The organism is Bradyrhizobium sp. NBAIM18 (assembly GCF_020193825.1).
GTDB lineage: Bacteria > Pseudomonadota > Alphaproteobacteria > Rhizobiales > Xanthobacteraceae > Bradyrhizobium > Bradyrhizobium yuanmingense.
The window spans coordinates 195,997-212,321 of sequence record NZ_JADYVO010000007.1; the positions used below are offsets into that span (position 1 = coordinate 195,997).

Consider the following 16,325-nt stretch of genomic DNA (forward strand, 5'->3'; position numbering starts at 1 on the left):
TTGTCATGGCAGCACTGAGCATTCGCGCCCTGTCCAAGCGTTACGCCAATCTGGAGGTGCTAAAGGACATCGCGCTCGACATCGAGAGCGGCGAGTTCACCGTGCTGGTCGGCCCGTCCGGCTGCGGCAAGTCCACCCTGCTCAACATCGTCGCCGGGCTCGACCGCCCGAGCGCGGGAACGATCGAAATCGGCGGCCGCGTCGTCAATGACGTCGCGCCGAAGGACCGCGACATCGCCATGGTGTTCCAATCCTACGCGCTCTATCCCTCGATGACCGTGCGCCAGAACATCACCTTCGGCATGGAATGCCGTTACGTTCCCAAAGCCGAGCAGGACGCTGCGGTCGGCAATGTCGCAAAACTGCTCCAGATCGAGCCGCTGCTCGGCCGCAAGCCCTCGCAATTGTCCGGCGGCCAGCGCCAGCGAGTGGCGATGGGACGCGCGCTGGTGCGCAATCCCCTGCTCTTCCTGTTCGACGAACCGCTCTCCAATCTCGATGCCAAGCTGCGCGTCGAGATGCGGATGGAGATCAAGCGCCTGCATCAGCGCATCGGCGCTACCATCGTCTATGTCACCCACGACCAGATCGAGGCTATGACGATGGCGACGCGGATCGCCGTGATGCATCAGGGCAGCGTGCAGCAATTCGCCGATCCCGACACCGTGTACCGCTATCCCGCCAATCTGTTCGTCGCACGCTTCATGGGCTCGCCGCCGATGAACACCATGCCGGCGCGGCTCGAGGCCGAAAATGACCGGCCGGTCGTCGTGATCGGCGCGGGACGGCCCGACGAGCTTCGTCTGCGCCTGAGGGGATATGACGCCGCAGCACCCTTTGTCGGGCGCAAGGTGGTGTTCGGAATCAGGCCGGAATGCATCGCTGAGGGGAGCCGCACGTTTTCCAGCGAAGCGCCTGTCCTCGTCGAGGCGCCGGTGGAGCTGGTCGAGCCCACCGGTGCCGAGACGATGGTGCTCCTGCGGCTCGGCGGCGAGCCCGCGATGGCACGAGTCTCGCCGGATATCCGCCCCGCGCCCGGCACGTCCGCCGCCTTCGCGCTCGACACCCGCCGCATTTGCCTGTTCGACCCCGAGACGGAGCGCCTGATCGCATGACGAAGACGACCTATTCCAGCCTAGCCGGCAGCGTGGTGCTGATCACCGGAGGCGCCAGCGGCATCGGCGCCGCCTTCGTCCGGGCCTTCGCGGGCCAAGGCGCCCGGGTCGCCTTCTTCGACATCGATAAGGACGCCGGCGAAGCCCTGGTGCGGGAAATAGCGGCCTCGTCCGGGCCTGCGCCGCTGTTCGTGCCCTGCGATCTCCTCGACATCGATGCCCTGCGCAGCGCGATGGCAGAAGCCCGCCGCTCGCTTGGCGACGCCGCCGTTCTCGTCAACAACGCCGCCAACGATCAGCGCCAGGCTCTCGCCGAGGTCACGCCGTCCGAGTTCGACTGGATGATCGGCGTCAATCTCAAGCACGTCTTCTTCGCGGCGCAAGCGGTGGTGCCGCAGATGCAGGCGCGCGGCGGCGGCTCGATCATCAACATGTCGTCGATCGCCTGGATGCGCGGCGCGCCGGCACTGCCGGTCTATGCCGCGGCGAAAGCGGCGATCGTCGGCTTCACCAACTCGCTGGCGCGCTCCGTCGGCCCCGACCGCATTCGCGTCAACGCGATCGCGCCGGGCATGGTGATCACCGAGCGCCAGCGCAGGCTGTGGTATCCGGACGATCGGGTCATCGCCGAGATACGCTCGCGCCAGGCGGTGCCCGATGCGGTAACGCCCGAAGACATTGCCAACATGGCACTGTTCCTCGCCTCCGACGAAAGCCAGCGCATCACCAGCCAGTGTTTCAGGGTTGATGGCGGACTGGCCTAGGGCGGGTGTTCATAAAATCGTTCGGGTCCGCCTTGCTCTCTAGGGAGACGCCAAGCGACGCAAATGCAGGTCGCCCGTGGGCCAATCGGCGCCTTGAGCGCGGCCCACCTGATCCAAGACGTGACGTTCGACAATAGTGATTGGAACTAGGAAACCTTGGGAGGTTCGCGCGTTTAGGGGCCGGAGCAAGCCGTGGAGAAGAAGCATGCGAACAGCAATTCTCGCATTGATTGTAGTTGCCGGAAGCGCAATGACCTTCCAAGCAACGGCCCAACAGCAAAAGGCTGCACCCAGTGAGCAAACCAAGGAAGAGATGAAGCGCGACGTGGACCGGGAGCTCAAGGCTGGCCAGCCCAACGAGCAGATGCAGCGCGATGCGGACAAAGGGATCAAGACCCGCAACTCCGGAGAGTCCGGATACGTGGCCGATCAAGACAAGCCGGCCGCTTCGGCGCATCCTCCGGGCCGGCCGGGAAGTGAGCAGACCACCGGTTCGGGTAGCCAGACCGGAACTCCGAAATAGAACACTCGGCGTGCGCTCTGCGTCTGTGGCGAGTTGCGCGGGCGCCGGAAGTGGTCAATTCACGGTTCGCATGCGGCCTCGGGGTCGGCTTGGCTGCCGACCGAATGTCGCTCCCGGGTCAGTATGTCGCGCTTGGTGCCTGCGTGCAGCGAGACCCCGGCGGCCTAAACGGCTCACGGCAGGAATGCTTCCCGTCTGCTGTCAGATCGTCGCGCGGCTGCCGTCGAAACGCGTGAAGGAGAAGCCTTCGAACGGCTCGCCAAAGGCTAGCGCGCTCGTCCCGCAGCATGCAGATGGCCACTTCCTCGCCGACCGTCATCGAGGCGGAGACGTCGGAACGCCAGTGGATGCCCGCCCAATTCCGTATTCACGGCGAGCTTGTTCAACTCTCCACCGACCGTAAGTGGCGGGCCGTCATAGGGCGCACAAGCGCCAGTCGAGGCAAGACGGCCCTCCCGCGTTCTGTCCACCGCCGATAGACGACATCCCAACTGCCTCAAATGATCCGGCTAAGGGTCACGAGGCGACATGGAGCGGGATGTTACTCTATGAACAGCAGTCCCCTCTTCTTATCGCCGTCAAACGTATTTACAGCGTTGAACAGCCGCTTCCGTTCGACTAGCCACGGCTGGAAATCGAAATTGACATCGAGCACGAAAACGAGGTCTTCGGCTTCGAAATAGCCTCCAATTGGGGAATGGTGTCCACTACCAGCACCAAAAATATGAGCGCGATCGAAATTCACGATGTAACGTCGCCGCGGATCGTTGGAGCGACGGAGATGCTCCAGAAACTGGTTTTCGCTGAGATCGCGCAAGACAGTAACTTTCCGGCTGGTGTTGGACTGGGCGACGTTGGCCAGTTCGTCAAGCGTGAGCCCCATAATGCATACGCCTGTCCAGCAACTCCACGTCCCGGCCAACACCTTGCCTTCCGTCCTTGCCGCCTCGCCAAGGGACCGATACGCATTTGCAACAGCGGCAGGTCCGCAGCGAGAGCCATTCACGGGCAGGTGCCACGCACGCTCAATAAGCTCCGGAGTACGTGTGACCGATGAGGCTATGGCTTCTGATGGCACGTGCGATTGATTGACAACCAGGGTCCCGGCACACACCAGACTCAGGGCAATCACCAAGCTGCTGATGCTTACGCGGTGCCATCGCTTCATGGATCGGAACCTTGGCGGCAATGACGACTTAGACGCGCAAATTATACTCGGAAGCCGGAGAGCGCGAAGAAGATACCTGTCCGCGTTCGTCCGGGCTGAAAATGCGAACATAATCTCCGACAGGACGACCCGAGTTCTTCTTTTGGGTCGAACAGGAAAGTGACAGCCAATCGGACCCTTTCCGCGGCATCCCCGAGATGTATCAGCGTCGAGATCCCAGTGCTAGACTTCCTGCTCCTACCGATTAGGAGGACGAACATGCCCGATAGCGTCTACAAGGTCATTGAATTGGTCGGTACCAGCAGCGACTCATGGGAGAAGGCGGCCGCTAACGCAGTCGAGCAAGCTGCTAAATCTCTCCGAGATCTCCGCATTGCAGAAGTCGTCAAGCTCGATATGCAACTGGATGACAAGGGAAAAGTTGAGGCCTATCGCGCCAAGCTCAACGTATCGTTCAAGTTCGAGGGCTCCTGAGCCTCAGCACCTCGCCGCTTCGGGCGAGGACGGCTCATTGGACAGGCGCGTTACCCGGAAGTTGGCACTAGTCCGAGCGGGACCGAAATGCTTTGATGCGAAGGAGCGTATGGCGCGTGGTGGCCCCATGTACATGGTCATTCGCAAGTACAGTAAGGTTCGTTCGGTCGCGGACGCCGCTCGTCGCGCCAAGAGCGGCGTTGGTGAGATCCTAAGACAATCGCGGGGATTCAAATCTTACCATGTGCTGGATGCGGGCGACGGTGTCGGTATCGCGGTGATGATATTTGACGACCGCGAAAGCGCCAACGCAGCGAACGCCAAGATACTGACATTTGTTCAAGCCAGTCTACCCGACCTCGATCTTGGAGTTCCTGAAATCGCTGCCGGCGAGGTTTTGGTGAACATAGAGCCCAATGGGTCCTCGGGCATCAAGTAGCCGAAAACGCTGCCTGTTGCATGGCCCGCCGCCCGCTGATCGTGCAGTCTACCCGACCAGCATCGCGTTTGCGGCGGTCGCCCGGCACCGGCATATGCCGGCCAAGAATCTGGCGACTGCGCAAATTCTCGAGGAGCACAATGCCATGAAGCAACACACCTCCGAAGCATTTTCCACCACAGCCAGGAAACTGCTCATGCGGATGCGCATCGTGATGCCACCCAGGGATCCCGATGAAGACGAGGAGGATGAAGACGAGGAGGACGAAGACGAGGATGAGCAAGATGATGCCGACGAACCGGCGGTCGTGCGCGAGCCGGACGAAGACTAGACTAGCCGGTGTCTGGCAGTCGCCGTTATACTATCTCTCATGGGCTGGGATGCGAAAGACATAGCGCTTCTCAAAAGGCTCTGGTCCGCGGGACAGAGCGCGGCGCAGATTGCGCGCCATCTCGGCTGCAGTCGTAACGCGGTATGCGGTATGCTGAACCGTCTGGGCCTGAAGCGCGGCCACAAGCCGCCCACAGCGCAGCCCCAGATAAGGCCGGCCCCGAAGCTGAGGCCGTCGTCGGCCGCCTGCGCCCGTCCCATCGCGCGGAGGGTGTCGCCGAGTACAGCAGAGAGGGAGCTGCCAAAGGAATTCAGCCGGCAGCAGCTTTACGCCATTCTGGCTGAGGCGGTCAGAAACACAGGTTAAGAGCTCACCACGAACGTCCTTGCCCTCCCGTCCATGTCGGGCTCGCCTCGACGGGTTCGGACGTTCATGAGTACGCGCCTTAGCTCGTTCGCCCACTCTTCCGCATTGTTGCGAGCACGATGTCGGCGGCGAGCACGCTCGGCGCTTTGTTGCCGGTCGACACGATCTGATCGAGCTTGACGAATGCCTCGACCTGCTCGCGATGGAGCGGCGAATCCGTCAGCAGCGCGGACAGCGCAGGCGCCAGCTTCTCAAGTTCGAGAAATCCGCTTCAGTTCAACAAGCGAAGAACTCGCGGAAGCAAGTTTAGCCCGTTTCGCTCCAATCAGCGGATCGATGGCCGCGTCGTTACTTTGCAAATGAGCGTCGGCCACCCGCGAGACAGAAACAGGGCCCACCTCACACGCATACGTTGATGGAACCGGGTTTTAGCTTGCGTTGTTTCGGCTCGGGGTCGTCACAGCCACGTCGCTATAGAGAAGCCCTGTATACGGGAGTATAGTCGCCAAAGGCATATTCCCGATCGATCTTGACCGGCTCCGAGGGACGCGATCCGGCATGAGAAATCTGTCGATTGATCCATCACGCGTGAGCAAGAGATGATCATGCAACATGCGACTGAAGTGCCGTCGGTCGCCCTCGATTCGAATGAGTGCAAGCGCCCCGAGGAGGCACTGCGCGAGAGCGAGGAGCGCTTTCGCACGCTGGTGCAATTCTCCTTCGATGTGTACTGGGAAACGGACGCGGAGCATCGCTTCATCCGCCAGGAGTTCGCCGAGACGCTTCCCGAGCCGCCGGTCTCCGAGATCGGCAGGACACGATGGGAGATCCCGTATCTCGAACCTGACGCAGATGGCTGGCGCAAACACCGGGAGATACTCGACGCTCACCTCCCGTTTCGCGATTTCGAGCTCGCGCGGCCGATGCCCGACGGCGGCAAGCGCTATATTTCCGTCTCTGGGCTGCCCATCTTTGACAAGACAGGGAACTTCGTGGGTTACCGAGGTGTGGGGCGCCACATCACGGAGCGCAAGCGCGCCGAACAGGCGCTGATCGAGAGCGAGGCCCGTTTCCGTACCTTCGTGGACCACGCGACCGATACGTTCATGCTGCACAGTGAAGATGGTCACGTTCTCGATGTGAATCGGAATGCCTGCGAAAGTCTCGGCTACAGCCGGACCGAACTGGTTGGGGCAACTGCGGCCCTGTTCGATCTGGAGATGGATGAAGCGACTTGGCGTCGCAACCGCGAGCGTCTCAAGGCCGGCGGCATCGCTACGCTCGAGAGGCGCTATTGCCGAAAGGATGGCACTGTGTTTCCCGTCGAAGTTCGTATGCGCGAGTTCTGCGAAGTCGGACAGTCACGAATCATTTGTCTGAGCCGCGACATCACCGAACGCAAGCGAACCGCCGAGACGTTCCGCGAGATGCAGGCTGAACTAACACACGCCAATCGCGCGGCGGCAATGGGCCAGGTCACGGCGTCGGTGACACACGAATTAAGCCAACCAATCACCGCGGTGCTCTGCAACGCAGAGGCCGCACTGAACTGGCTAGGAACACAATCTCCGAATTTCGAAAAGGCACAGCAGGCGCTCGTATCCATTGTCGCAGAAGCCAAGCGAGGCGGCGAGATTATCAGTTGGATCCGTTCCTTGATCAAGAAAGCTCCGGCGCCGAAGGAGAGCGTCGATGTCAATGGTGCAATCCTGGACGTGATCACCATCGCCCGTAGCGAGCTGCTCAAACATGATGTCTCGATCCAGACCGACCTCGCTCCGGGCTTGCCGCTCGTGCAGGGCTATCGCGTTCAGCTGCAACAGGTGGTTCTCAATTTGATCCTCAACGCGATCGAGGCAATGAACTGCGTCGACGTTGGCGGACGAGAGCTGCGGATCAGCACGGCTGCAGATACATCAAATCTCGTTGTTGTCGCCGTACGGGATACCGGACCTGGACTTGACGTCGCAATCGTTGACCGCCTGTTCGAGCCCTTCTACACCACCAAGCCGGACGGGACCGGCATGGGCTTGTCGATTTGCCAATCGATCATCGAGGCGCACGGAGGACGACTTTGGACTGGTGCGAATGAACCACGGGGGGCCGTATTTCACTTTAGTCTGCCTTCGCAACAGGGGTGATCCGTCGCTTTAGCGTAACTCACGCCTTCGCTGTTGCGTTTCTTGGCGTCTGGTCTTTGAGGGCAGCTCTCGCTTTGGAGGGGGCAGCTCAAGCAGACCTTTTTGAAACACCCTAGCTCGTTCGCCGGCCCTGGCGCATCGTCGCGAGCACGATGTCGGCGGCGAGCACGCTCGGCGATGTGTTGCCGGTCGACATGATCTGATCGAGCCTGGCGAACGCCTCGACCTGCTGCCGGCGCAGCGGAGACTCCGTCAGCACGTCCCGAAGCGCCGGCGCCAGCTTCTCCGGCGTGCATTCCTCCTGCAAATACTCGGGAATGACATCCTTGCCGATCACGAGATTGGCAAGGATCACCGAGGAGACACGGATCGCGCGTCGCAGGATGAACGCCTCGATCGCGCCGACGCGATAGGCCGTCACCATCGGAATGCCCGACAGCGCGAGCTCGAGCGTCACCGTGCCGGATTTCGCCAGCGCGGCGTGAGCGATGCGGAAGGCCGCACGCCTCTCGTTCTCGCCGATCACGATCTGAGGCTTGACCGGCCAGCTCGCGATGCCTTCGCGGATGGTGGCTTCGAGATGCGGCATGGTCGGCAGCATCAGTTCGAACGCACAGCCCTCACCCCTTAAGCGACCGAGCGTTGCGCCGAACACGTCGAGATGATGCCTGACCTCGCTGCGGCGGCTGCCGGGCAGCACCAGCAGCACCGGCGGCTCACTGTCGCGGCGCGCCTGCTCCTCCGCACTCGGCCGCAGCGAGCCCAATTGCTCGATCAGGGGATGGCCGACATAGCTGCAGGGCGGCCCGCCGAGCTTGCGGTATTCCTCGGGCTCGAACGGCAGCAGGCCGAGCACGTGGTCGACATAGCCGAGCATGGTCCGCGCCCGTCCCGGCCGCCATGCCCAGAGCTGCGGCGAGACGTAGTCGACGATCGGGATCGCGGGATTGCGCGCGCGCACGCGGCGGGCGACGCGATGGGTGAAGTCGGGGCTGTCGATGATGACGAGCACGTCGGGCGCGGCCTCGGTCACTGCGTCGGCGGTCTGCCGGATCAGCCGCAGGATCTTCGGCAATTGCTGCACCACCGCGGCAAACCCGACGATCGAGAGCTCCTCGATCGGAAACAGCGATTCCAGGCCCTCGCGCGCCATGGTGCGGCCGCCGACGCCGACGAACTGCACGCCGTCGCCGAGGCGCTGGCGCAGCACCTTCATCAAGGCGCTGCCGAGCCTGTCGCCGGACTCCTCCGTCGCGATCAGGAAGATCTTGCGCTTGGGATCACGCGACATCACGCGGGCAGGCCGATGACGAAGAGATATTTGGCATCGGCAAGCGCGATCATGGCCTGCGGCTCGGCGGCGATGGTGTTGCCCGCGATGACGGCGATGCCGGCAAGGCCGGCAGCCGCGACGCCCTCGATGGTGCGCGGACCGATCGTCGGCAGGTCGAAGCGCAGGTCCTGGCCGCTCTTCGGCGCCTTCACCAGCACACCGCGTCCGGTGGCGGCGCGGATGCGGCCCTCCTCGCGCAGCCTCGCGACGCGGGCGAGCAGCGCGTCGGTGCCCTCGATGTCCTCGACCGCCACCACGTGGCCATCGATCACGACCACGGCCTGGCCGATGTCGAACGGGCCGAGCGCGGTCAGCACCGCCCGGCCGCGCGCGATGTCGGCCTTGCTGGCATCGCTCGGCCAGGCGCGGCTGATGCAGCCCTCGGGCATCAGGAGATCCGGCGCGACGTCCTTGATGCCGACCATCCGGAAGCCGTCCTGCTCGAGGATGCGGCCGACACCCGACAGCAGATGATCGTCGCCGCCACGGAAGGCGCGGATGACGTTGCCGAGCAGGCGCAGCGTCGTGAAGTCGAACCGGATCTCGGACAGCGAAGGCCGCACCAACGTGCCGATGAAGATCAGGTCGCGGCAGCCCTCCTCGCGGAACAGCCGCATCGCGCGTCCGAGCTGGCCGACGGAGATCCAGCGATGCCGGTACTTCTCCACCCGCTGGGGATCGCAGGCGCCGCGCAGCGGAAACAGCACCGGCGTGATGCCGTGCGCGGCGAGCGACTCGGCGACCGCAAACGGCATGGCACCGCCGCCGGCGACGATGCCGACCGGTGACGAAACCTGCAAAGCCGCCGATGTCGTGCCCGCGGCCATCCCAAGGTCACTCCAAGATCACTTCGCGATGGCGGGAAGACAGAGCGGGCGCTTGCCCTTGCCGATGAAGTCGAGAATTTCGGCGATCGCGGGGTCCTCGCCCGCGAGCGGCCGCGCCGCCTCCAGCCGCTCGGCGAAGGTGCCGGCGCCATGGAATAGCTTCTGGTAGAACGCGCGCACGGTGGCAAGCCGCTGCTTGGTGAACTTGCGCCGCTTCATGCCGATCAGATTGAGGCCTTCGAGCACGGCATATTGGCCGTTGACGAGACCGAACGGAATGATGTCGTCGCGCACGCCACACACGCCGCCGACCATGACCTGCGGTCCGATGCGAGTGAACTGATGCACGGCGGACAGCCCGCCGATGAAGACGAAGTCCCCGATCTCGCAATGGCCGCCGAGCGTTGCCGAGGTCGCGAAGATCACGTCGTTGCCGACATGGCAGTCGTGGCCGACGTGGCTGCAGTTCATGAAATAGCCGCGGTCGCCAACCGAGGTGACGCCCCCGCCAGCGACGGTACCTGCGTTCATGGTGACGGATTCGCGGATGGTGCAGCCCGCGCCGATCCTGAGCTGCGTCAGCTCGCCACGATAGCTGAGCGATTGCGGCGGCGTGCCCAGCGAAGCGAACGGATAGATGGTGCAGTCGTCGCCAATCGTGGTTTGCGCCGTGATGTGCACATGCCCGATCAGCTTGCAGTTCGCGCCGATGACGACGTTCGGGCCGATGATGCAATAGGGTCCGATCTCGGTGCCCTCGCCGATCACGGCGCCGTCCGCGATCCGCGCGGTGGGATCAATCTTGCTCATCAAGCCAATCTTACTCGTCAAGAAGGTCGGGTTATGTATTGAAGTCGCTCGGTTTTCGGCTGGTTAGCGCGACTATGCCCGATCTGTCCAGTGACGTATCATCTCGCCGTGTTTCAAGTGCCGGATGAGGCGGCCTTCCCGTCCCGTCGTCAGGTTCATGCGGAGCTTCAACGATCGTGGTCAGGGCCCTGATCCTTCTGCTGGCGCAGCTCGCGGATACTCCGATCGTGTCGGAGGCGGTCGACACCGGCGAACACCGCCTGGCCGATCTGCGGACATTCGAGTGCCGGGACATCACCCGCAGCACGGTGCTTCAGCGGGTCTGTTACGATCGCGCGCAGCAGGACCTGATCGTCGCGAGCAACGGCGCCTATCACCGCTATTGCGGCGTGACGGCCGACACCGTCGAGCGCCTCCTCGGCGCGCCCTCCATGGGCCAGTTCTTCAACCGGACTATCAGGCGGGAGGCGGCCGGCAGCCGCTACGACTGCACCTGAGCCCAGTGCCGCTCAATCGGTCAGCATGGCGCCGACGTCGGCTTCGGCAACGACCTGACCGTTGACCTTTGCATCGCCGTGAAACCACCACATGGCCTTGCGGCGGCCGAGCGAGCGCATGTGATACTCAATCGTATCGCCCGGAAGCACCGGCTTGCGAAACTTGCACTTGTCGATGGTGAGGAAATAGACCGCCCGCGGCTTCTCGGTGCCCTCGACCGACTTGATGCCGATCACGCCCGCGGTCTGCGCCATCGCCTCGATCATCATGACACCGGGATAGACCGGACGCTCGGGGAAATGTCCCTGGAACGCCGGCTCGTTGAAGGTGACGTTCTTGATGCCGATGCCGCTGTAATCGGCGCGGATGTTGATCACGCGGTCGATCAGCAGCATCGGAAAGCGGTGCGGCAGTGTCTGGAGGATCGCGTTGATGTCCACCAGCTCGAACTTAACAGGTGATTCCGCCGTCATTCCCGTCCCTCGTCCTTCGGATCGGCCTTGCTGTCGCGTACCAGCCGCTCCACCGCGATGATCTCCTTGAACCATTGCTTGGTCGGCTTGGCGAAGTGCCCGCCCCAGCGGCCGCCCGGCGGGATGTCGTCCTTGACCGCGCTCATCGCCGTCACCTGCGCCCCGTCGCCGATCTTGAGGTGATTGTTGATGCCAACCTTCGCTCCGAGCGCCACGTTGTCGCCGATGGTCAGGCTGCCGGCGAGGCCGATCTGGGCCGCGAGCAGGCAGTGCCGGCCGATCGTCACATTGTGGCCGATCTGGACCTGATTGTCGATTTTGGTCCCCTCGCCGATCACGGTGTCACGCAGGGACCCCCGGTCGATCGTGGTGTTGGCCCCGACCTCGACGTCGTTCTGGATCAGCACGCGCCCGGTCTGCGGCACCTTCAGATGGCCCTCGGGGCCGAAGAAGATGAAGCCGTAGCCGTCCTGGCCGATCGAGCAGCCGGGATGGATCAGCACGTTGTTGCCGATCAGGGCGCACTGGATCGCGGTCCGGGCGCCGACATTGCAATCCCGGCCGATCTTGACGCCGGGGCCGATCACCGCCCCGACGCCAATCACAGTGCCACTGCCGATCTCGACGTCCGGGCCGATCACGGCCAGGGGGTCGACGACCACGCCGTCCTCGAGCCGGGCCGTGGGATCGATGATGGCCGATGGCGCGATACCGTCGTTGCCGACCCAGGATTGCGGCCGCAGCGCGTCGGCGTGCCATTCCCGCGCGATCCGGACAAAGGCGCGGAATGGCTGCGCCACCCGCAGCACGGCCACATGTTCGGGCACCTCGGCCTCGAAGCGCGGACTGACCAGACAGGCCCCCGCCTTGGTCGCCCTGAGCTGATCGGCGTATTTGAGGTTGTCGAAGAACGCCAGATGCATCGGGCCAGCTTCGTCGAGCGAAGCAAGGCCCGTGATGACGTGGCCGCCCCTCGCGGGGTCGACCAGCTGCGCCTTTGTCAGCGTGGCAATGTCGGCCAACGCTGCGGCAGGCGGCTTTGTGAAGAAGATCGGCTGCGCCATTCCACCCCGTCGCGGTCCGGCTTCGGCATGAAGCGGTCAGGCCGCATCATGCCTCATGTCCTGGATCGGCACGATCCCTTTCCGAAACCGGTTCCGGTGATCCGGATCGTGCCGTGCTGATCGAATTAGAACGTGGTGCCGCCGCCGAACCGGAATTCCTGCGTGCGGTCGTACTTGCCCTTGCTGAGCGGCACGGCGTAGTCGAAGCGCAGCGGTCCGAACGGCGACTGCCAGATCACGCCGACACCGACCGACGAGCGAACGACCTTGCTGTCGTCATAGACGAGACCGGTGCAGGTCCCCGTGCTCGAGGGATTGATGCTCGACGGGATACATCCCGGCGCATTGACCTCGTTGGTGGTGGTCCAGCTCGTCGGTCCCTTGTAGTCGTAGAGGCCGCCGGCGTCGGCATAGACCGCGCCCTTCAGACCCACTTCCTTGGGCAGGAACCAGAACGGCATCTGCAATTCGAACGAAGCACCCCAATACTGGGTGCCGCCGAGCGCATCCTGCGTGCCGAACGGGTTCAAGTCGCGCGGACCGATGCCGTTCGGGGCGAAGCCGCGGACGAGGTTCGGGCCCATCTGGAAGTGGTCGAGCATGCGCAGATCGGTGCCGATCTTGTTCAGCATGCCGCCTTGCAAGCGGACGAGGCCGACGATGTCGGACACGAGCGGAGTGTAGTACTTCGCATCGACCACCGACTTCAGATAGGAGACGTCGCCGCCGACGCCGGCGAAGTCCTGCCGGAAGTCGACGAGCAGACCGTCGGTCGGGTTCTTGTTGTTGTCCAGCGTGTTGTAGGTCAGCGTGTAGCCGAGCGCCGAGGTCAGGGTCTTGCCGTTGGCGAGCTCCTTGCGCACCGGCAGCGAGGCTTCGCCATCGTTGTAGCAGCCGAGGCCGTTGGTGGACGGATCCAGAGGTATACCGGTGGCAGCAGAGAAGGCCGGGCTGGGATTGAAGGCCGCCGAACCAACCACGTTGTTACAGTTCGCCAGGTAGCTCGGCAGGGTGATTTCCTGCCGATAGATCGAGTAGCGCACCTGGAGCGAGAGATCTTCACGCAAGGAGAAGCCGAGGCGCGGCGAGAAGCCGAGCGTCTTGGTGCCGTAGGAGATGTAGCTGTTGGACTTCTGCTCACGCTGATAGAGGTCGAGGCCGAGCGCGACGCGGTAGTCGAGCAGGTACGGCTCGACGAACGACAGCGAGTAGCCGCGCGCATACTGGCCATAGGTCACCGCAGCCTTGGCGAACAGGCCGCGACCGAGCAGGTTGCGCTCGGAGATCGAGACTTCGGCCAGCGCGCCGTCGGTTGTGGAGTAACCGCCCGAGACCGAGAAGTCGCCGGTCGATTTTTCTTCCATGTCGACGATCAGGATGACGCGGTCGCTCGACGAGCCCGGCTCGGTCGTGATCTTCACGCTCTTGAAATAGTCGAGGTTCTTCAGCCGCCGCTCGGCACGGTCGACCAGCGCGCGGTTGTAGGCGTCGCCTTCCGAGATGTCGAACTCGCGGCGGATCACGTAGTCGCGCGTGCGGGTGTTGCCGCGCAGGTTGATACGCTCGATATAGGTGCGCGGGCCCTCGTCGATGTTGAACACGACGGACACGGTGTGCGCTTCGAAGTTGCGGTCGCCGCCGGGCCGGACCACGGCGAAGGCATAGCCGCGGCGGGAGGCTTCGATCTGCATCTCCTCGACCGACTTCTCGACCAATTCGACGTTGTAGAGCGAGCCGACATTGAGGCGCGAATAGGCGCGCATCGAGCTCGGATCGAAGTTCGGAATGCTGGTGCGGAAATCCACCGCGCCGACACGGTATTGCTGACCTTCCTCGATCTTGAAGGTGACGTTGAAGCCCTTCTTCTCCGGATCGTACTCGGTGAGCGCCGCCACGACCTGCACGTCGGCGAAGCCGTTCTTGAGGTAGAATCGGCGGATCAGGTCGCGATCGGCTTCGACGCGGTCGGGATCGTAGACGTCACCGCTGCCGAGGAAGCTCAGCAGGTTCGTCTCGCGCGTCTTGATCACGTCGCGGAGGCGGTAGGACGAGAAGGCATTGTTGCCGACGAACTCGATCGACCGGACGCCGGTCTTGACGCCCTCCTCGACCGTGAAGATCAGGTCGACGCGGTTGTTCGGCTGCTCGATGATCTCGGGCGTGACGCGCACGTCGTAGCGGCCGGAGCGGCGATAGATTTCGGCGATACGGAGCGTGTCCGACTGCACCATGGCGCGGGAGAAGGTGCCGCGGGCCTTGGATTGGACTTCAGCGGTGAGCTGCTCGTCCTTGATCTTCTTGTTGCCCTCGAAGGCGATGCGGCCGATCACCGGGTTTTCCACCACGGAGACGATGAGCTGGCCGCCGGAACCGCGGTTGATCCTGACGTCCTGGAACAGGCCGGTCTCGATCAACGCCTTAAGGCCGTCGTCGATGGCGGCCTGATCCAGCCGGCCGCCGGGACCAGGCTTGAAATAGGAGCGGATCGTCTCCACCTCGACGCGGCGATTCCCTTCGACGGAAATCGACTGAACGGTCTGAGCGAGCGCAGACGAAGACACGAAAACAGCCCCAACCGGGGCAACCACCGGCGCGCCGAACAAGATCAGGGTCGCGAGCAAGCCCCCCCGGAGTCGCAGTCCAAACTTCATCGCGCAACGCGCCCTTATCATTCCCTGCCAGACCCAACCCCAACGCCGGTCCGGAGATTCCCCAAGTTCAGGCCGCTTGTAGCCAATTTCGCCGACGCCGCAAACGGCCGAAAGCGCCGTAATTTCAATTTCATTCCAAGACGTTGCTCAACAGCAACGCCACAAAAAAGCCCCTATCAGGAAGCTGCCATTCGCAGGATGTCGTTGTAGGTCGCAAACACCATCAACATCAGCACCAGGCCAAGCCCGATTCGGAACCCCATTTCCTGGGTCCGCTCGGACAAAGGCCGGCCCCGGACCACCTCGGCCGCATAGAACATCAGGTGGCCGCCATCGAGCAGCGGGATCGGGAACAGGTTCAAAAGGCCGATCGACACCGACAGCACCGCGCAGAGATTGATCACGAACTGGAACCCGGCGCTGGCCGCCTGCCCCGACATTTTCGCGATTCCCAGGACGCCGCTGACCTCGTTCGGATTGCCCTGGCCGACGAACAGCGAGCCCAGGAACTTGAAAGTGCTGGTGATGATGAACCAGACCTGCTCGACGCCGATCTTGAGCGCTTCGCCGACGCCGACCGGGGTGGTCGAGGCCTCCCCGGCCTGCGACTTGTGCTCGATGCCGAGAACGCCGAGACGGTGGCTGTTGCCGAACGGGTCCTTGCGCTCCAGCAGCGCCGGGGTCGCGGTCAGCGAGACGACGGCGCCGTCGCGCTTCACCTGGAAGGTAAGAGCCGAACCGGCGTTCATCGCAACGATTCGCTGCATGTCGGCAAAGCTCTCGATCGGCTTGCCGTCGATCTGGATGACGACGTCGCCCACCTTGAAGCCCGCGGCAGCCGCCGCGCCGTTGGCGACGACGCCGTCGACCCGGGCGATCGTGCTCGGCTTGCCGTAATAGAGCGCCATTCCGGCGAAGATCAGCGCGCCCAGGATGAAATTGGCGATTGGTCCGGCCGCGACGATCGCCGCCCGGGGACCGACCTTCTTGTGGTGGAAGCTGCCGGCGCGCTCCTCGGCCGACATAGCCGCCAGCGTCTGGGCCGACGGGGTCGAGGCCTCGCTCTCGTCGCCAAAGAACTTGACGTAGCCGCCGAGCGGGATCGCCGAGATCTTCCAGCGGGTGCCATGGCGGTCGTTGAAGCCGACCAGCTCGGGGCCGAAGCCGAGCGAAAAGGTTAACACGCGTACGCCCGCCCAGCGCGCGACCAGGAAATGGCCGAGTTCGTGGAAGAACACGACAATGGTCAGGACGAACAGGAAGGGAACCGCGTAGCCGAGGAGCCCATGGCTCAACGTATTGAAACTATGGACGAAAAAGTCGATCATCGAATTCCCTCACCCAGCGC

The 16,325-nt window shown here is 63.3% G+C and carries 17 protein-coding genes and 1 pseudogene; 9 read left to right on the forward strand and 9 right to left on the reverse strand.

Features of this window, described 5'->3' with window-relative positions; all coding sequences use genetic code 11:
• Positions 1-5 precede the first annotated feature (5 nt).
• The 3 genes from I6F17_RS18095 to I6F17_RS18105 all read left to right on the forward strand — a co-directional run bounded on the left by I6F17_RS18095 (position 6) and on the right by I6F17_RS18105 (position 2,402).
• Positions 6-1,115 carry an ABC transporter ATP-binding protein gene (locus I6F17_RS18095; protein ID WP_225124100.1) on the forward strand — a complete coding sequence of 370 codons (1,110 nt, stop codon included), beginning with the start codon at positions 6-8 and terminating at the stop codon, positions 1,113-1,115.
• Positions 1,112-1,879: an SDR family oxidoreductase gene (locus I6F17_RS18100; protein WP_036025234.1), complete on the forward strand. Its 768-nt coding sequence runs from the start codon at positions 1,112-1,114 to the stop codon at positions 1,877-1,879. The genes I6F17_RS18095 and I6F17_RS18100 overlap by 4 nt, the downstream gene beginning before the upstream one ends.
• Before the next feature lie 205 nt (positions 1,880-2,084).
• Positions 2,085-2,402, forward strand: coding sequence for a hypothetical protein (locus I6F17_RS18105; RefSeq protein ID WP_225124099.1), 318 nt, complete (start codon positions 2,085-2,087; stop codon positions 2,400-2,402).
• A gap of 541 nt (positions 2,403-2,943) precedes the next feature.
• On the opposite strand, the gene I6F17_RS18110 is transcribed toward I6F17_RS18105, so the two are convergent.
• Entirely contained in the window at positions 2,944-3,570 is a 627-nt protein-coding gene (locus I6F17_RS18110) for a phytochelatin synthase family protein (RefSeq protein ID WP_225124098.1), read from the reverse strand.
• A 258-nt stretch (positions 3,571-3,828) separates the two neighbouring features.
• On the opposite strand from I6F17_RS18110, the gene I6F17_RS18115 reads away from it, so the two are divergent.
• The 4 genes from I6F17_RS18115 (at position 3,829) to I6F17_RS18130 (ending at position 5,180) form a co-directional block, all read left to right on the forward strand.
• Positions 3,829-4,044 carry a dodecin family protein gene (locus I6F17_RS18115; protein ID WP_035699963.1) on the forward strand — a complete coding sequence of 72 codons (216 nt, stop codon included), beginning with the start codon at positions 3,829-3,831 and terminating at the stop codon, positions 4,042-4,044.
• A 127-nt stretch (positions 4,045-4,171) separates the two neighbouring features.
• Positions 4,172-4,483 carry a hypothetical protein gene (locus I6F17_RS18120; protein WP_036044300.1) on the forward strand — a complete coding sequence of 104 codons (312 nt, stop codon included), beginning with the start codon at positions 4,172-4,174 and terminating at the stop codon, positions 4,481-4,483.
• A gap of 145 nt (positions 4,484-4,628) precedes the next feature.
• Positions 4,629-4,814: a hypothetical protein gene (locus I6F17_RS18125; protein WP_036025247.1), complete on the forward strand. Its 186-nt coding sequence runs from the start codon at positions 4,629-4,631 to the stop codon at positions 4,812-4,814.
• A 39-nt stretch (positions 4,815-4,853) separates the two neighbouring features.
• Entirely contained in the window at positions 4,854-5,180 is a 327-nt protein-coding gene (locus I6F17_RS18130) for a GcrA family cell cycle regulator (protein WP_036010004.1), read from the forward strand.
• Positions 5,181-5,259: 79 nt separating this feature from the next.
• Here the strand turns inward: I6F17_RS18130 and I6F17_RS18135 are convergent.
• Positions 5,260-5,433, reverse strand: a pseudogene (locus I6F17_RS18135) (lipid-A-disaccharide synthase); the annotation flags it as partial.
• Between the two features lie 346 nt (positions 5,434-5,779).
• On the opposite strand from I6F17_RS18135, the gene I6F17_RS18140 reads away from it, so the two are divergent.
• A complete protein-coding gene (locus I6F17_RS18140; RefSeq protein ID WP_225124096.1) occupies positions 5,780-7,321 on the forward strand; it encodes a PAS domain-containing sensor histidine kinase in 1,542 nt (513 codons plus the stop codon).
• A 112-nt stretch (positions 7,322-7,433) separates the two neighbouring features.
• Here the strand turns inward: I6F17_RS18140 and lpxB are convergent, their stop codons facing one another.
• Genes lpxB through lpxA form a run of 3 tightly spaced genes read right to left on the reverse strand, consistent with a single transcriptional unit; the run spans position 7,434 to position 10,291 of the window.
• The gene (gene lpxB / locus I6F17_RS18145) at positions 7,434-8,612 is read right to left on the reverse strand and encodes a lipid-A-disaccharide synthase (RefSeq protein ID WP_225124095.1); all 1,179 of its coding nucleotides are present in this window, start codon (positions 8,610-8,612) and stop codon (positions 7,434-7,436) included.
• Positions 8,612-9,481 carry a UDP-2,3-diacylglucosamine diphosphatase LpxI gene (lpxI, locus tag I6F17_RS18150; RefSeq protein WP_157283600.1) on the reverse strand — a complete coding sequence of 290 codons (870 nt, stop codon included), beginning with the start codon at positions 9,479-9,481 and terminating at the stop codon, positions 8,612-8,614. Before lpxI ends, lpxB begins: the two co-directional genes overlap by 1 nt.
• An 18-nt stretch (positions 9,482-9,499) precedes the next feature.
• Positions 9,500-10,291, reverse strand: coding sequence for an acyl-ACP--UDP-N-acetylglucosamine O-acyltransferase (lpxA, locus tag I6F17_RS18155; RefSeq protein ID WP_225124094.1), 792 nt, complete (start codon positions 10,289-10,291; stop codon positions 9,500-9,502).
• 176 nt (positions 10,292-10,467) lie between these two features.
• Here lpxA and I6F17_RS18160 point away from each other — a divergent pair, with 176 nt between their 5' ends.
• Entirely contained in the window at positions 10,468-10,788 is a 321-nt protein-coding gene (locus I6F17_RS18160; protein ID WP_225124093.1) for a KTSC domain-containing protein, read from the forward strand.
• 12 nt (positions 10,789-10,800) lie between these two features.
• Here I6F17_RS18160 and fabZ read toward each other — a convergent pair whose 3' ends face one another.
• The 4 genes from fabZ to rseP form a co-directional block, all read right to left on the reverse strand.
• On the reverse strand, positions 10,801-11,262 hold the full coding sequence (gene fabZ / locus I6F17_RS18165) for a 3-hydroxyacyl-ACP dehydratase FabZ (RefSeq protein WP_024341283.1): 462 nt from the start codon (positions 11,260-11,262) through the stop codon (positions 10,801-10,803).
• Positions 11,259-12,326, reverse strand: coding sequence for a UDP-3-O-(3-hydroxymyristoyl)glucosamine N-acyltransferase (lpxD, locus tag I6F17_RS18170; RefSeq protein WP_036010017.1), 1,068 nt, complete (start codon positions 12,324-12,326; stop codon positions 11,259-11,261). The genes fabZ and lpxD overlap by 4 nt, the downstream gene beginning before the upstream one ends.
• A 125-nt stretch (positions 12,327-12,451) precedes the next feature.
• Positions 12,452-14,977, reverse strand: a complete 2,526-nt coding sequence (bamA, locus tag I6F17_RS18175; RefSeq protein ID WP_225124092.1) for an outer membrane protein assembly factor BamA — start codon at positions 14,975-14,977, stop codon at positions 12,452-12,454.
• 176 nt (positions 14,978-15,153) lie between these two features.
• Positions 15,154-16,305 carry an RIP metalloprotease RseP gene (rseP, locus tag I6F17_RS18180; protein ID WP_036010021.1) on the reverse strand — a complete coding sequence of 384 codons (1,152 nt, stop codon included), beginning with the start codon at positions 16,303-16,305 and terminating at the stop codon, positions 15,154-15,156.
• Positions 16,306-16,325 lie beyond the last annotated feature (20 nt).

Bases quoted from the DNA above. Each gene is read 5' to 3' on its own strand.
- I6F17_RS18095 (WP_225124100.1), top strand. From the start codon at position 6: ATGGCAGCACTGAGCATTCGCGCCCTGTCCAAGCGTTACGCCAATCTG.
- I6F17_RS18100 (WP_036025234.1), top strand. From the start codon at position 1,112: ATGACGAAGACGACCTATTCCAGCCTAGCCGGCAGCGTGGTGCTGATC.
- I6F17_RS18105 (WP_225124099.1), top strand. From the start codon at position 2,085: ATGCGAACAGCAATTCTCGCATTGATTGTAGTTGCCGGAAGCGCAATG.
- I6F17_RS18110 (WP_225124098.1), bottom strand. From the start codon at position 3,570: ATGAAGCGATGGCACCGCGTAAGCATCAGCAGCTTGGTGATTGCCCTG.
- I6F17_RS18115 (WP_035699963.1), top strand. From the start codon at position 3,829: ATGCCCGATAGCGTCTACAAGGTCATTGAATTGGTCGGTACCAGCAGC.
- I6F17_RS18120 (WP_036044300.1), top strand. From the start codon at position 4,172: ATGTACATGGTCATTCGCAAGTACAGTAAGGTTCGTTCGGTCGCGGAC.
- I6F17_RS18125 (WP_036025247.1), top strand. From the start codon at position 4,629: ATGAAGCAACACACCTCCGAAGCATTTTCCACCACAGCCAGGAAACTG.
- I6F17_RS18130 (WP_036010004.1), top strand. From the start codon at position 4,854: ATGGGCTGGGATGCGAAAGACATAGCGCTTCTCAAAAGGCTCTGGTCC.
- I6F17_RS18140 (WP_225124096.1), top strand. From the start codon at position 5,780: ATGATCATGCAACATGCGACTGAAGTGCCGTCGGTCGCCCTCGATTCG.
- lpxB (WP_225124095.1), bottom strand. From the start codon at position 8,612: ATGTCGCGTGATCCCAAGCGCAAGATCTTCCTGATCGCGACGGAGGAG.
- lpxI (WP_157283600.1), bottom strand. From the start codon at position 9,481: ATGGCCGCGGGCACGACATCGGCGGCTTTGCAGGTTTCGTCACCGGTC.
- lpxA (WP_225124094.1), bottom strand. From the start codon at position 10,291: ATGAGCAAGATTGATCCCACCGCGCGGATCGCGGACGGCGCCGTGATC.
- fabZ (WP_024341283.1), bottom strand. From the start codon at position 11,262: ATGACGGCGGAATCACCTGTTAAGTTCGAGCTGGTGGACATCAACGCG.
- lpxD (WP_036010017.1), bottom strand. From the start codon at position 12,326: ATGGCGCAGCCGATCTTCTTCACAAAGCCGCCTGCCGCAGCGTTGGCC.
- bamA (WP_225124092.1), bottom strand. From the start codon at position 14,977: ATGAAGTTTGGACTGCGACTCCGGGGGGGCTTGCTCGCGACCCTGATC.
- rseP (WP_036010021.1), bottom strand. From the start codon at position 16,305: ATGATCGACTTTTTCGTCCATAGTTTCAATACGTTGAGCCATGGGCTC.